This is a genomic window from Streptomyces sp. SID3212, from assembly GCF_009865405.1.
Lineage (GTDB): Bacteria > Actinomycetota > Actinomycetes > Streptomycetales > Streptomycetaceae > Streptomyces.
On the sequence record NZ_WWJY01000447.1, the window covers coordinates 1 to 379 of the forward strand.

The 379-nt window shown below is 74.7% G+C and carries 1 pseudogene; it reads right to left on the minus strand.

Features of this window, described 5'->3' with window-relative positions:
* Positions 1 to 379: pseudogene (locus GT042_RS13085) on the minus strand (peptide synthetase); the annotation flags it as partial.

A 379-nucleotide genomic window follows, 5' to 3' on the forward strand; every position in this document is an offset into this window, starting at 1 on the left:
CCCGGGGGGCGGGCAGCGCGCGCCGGTCCAGCTTGCCGTTGGGTGTCAGCGGCAGCGCGCCCATCGGGACGACCGCCGAGGGCACCATGTACTCGACCAGTTCCCCGCCCACGTGCCGCAGCAGCTCGGCGGCGTCCAGGACGCCCTCCACGGCGGGCACGGCGTACGCCACCAGGCGCTTGTCGCCCGGGCGGTCCTCGCGGACGATGACGGCGGCCCGCGCGACGGACGGGTGGCGGGTCAGCACGGTCTCGATCTCGCCGAGTTCGATGCGGTTGCCGCGCAGTTTGACCTGCTGGTCGGCGCGGCCCAGGAAGACGATCTCGCCGTGCTCGTTCCAGGCGGCCAGGTCGCCGGTGCGGTACATCCGGGTGCCCGC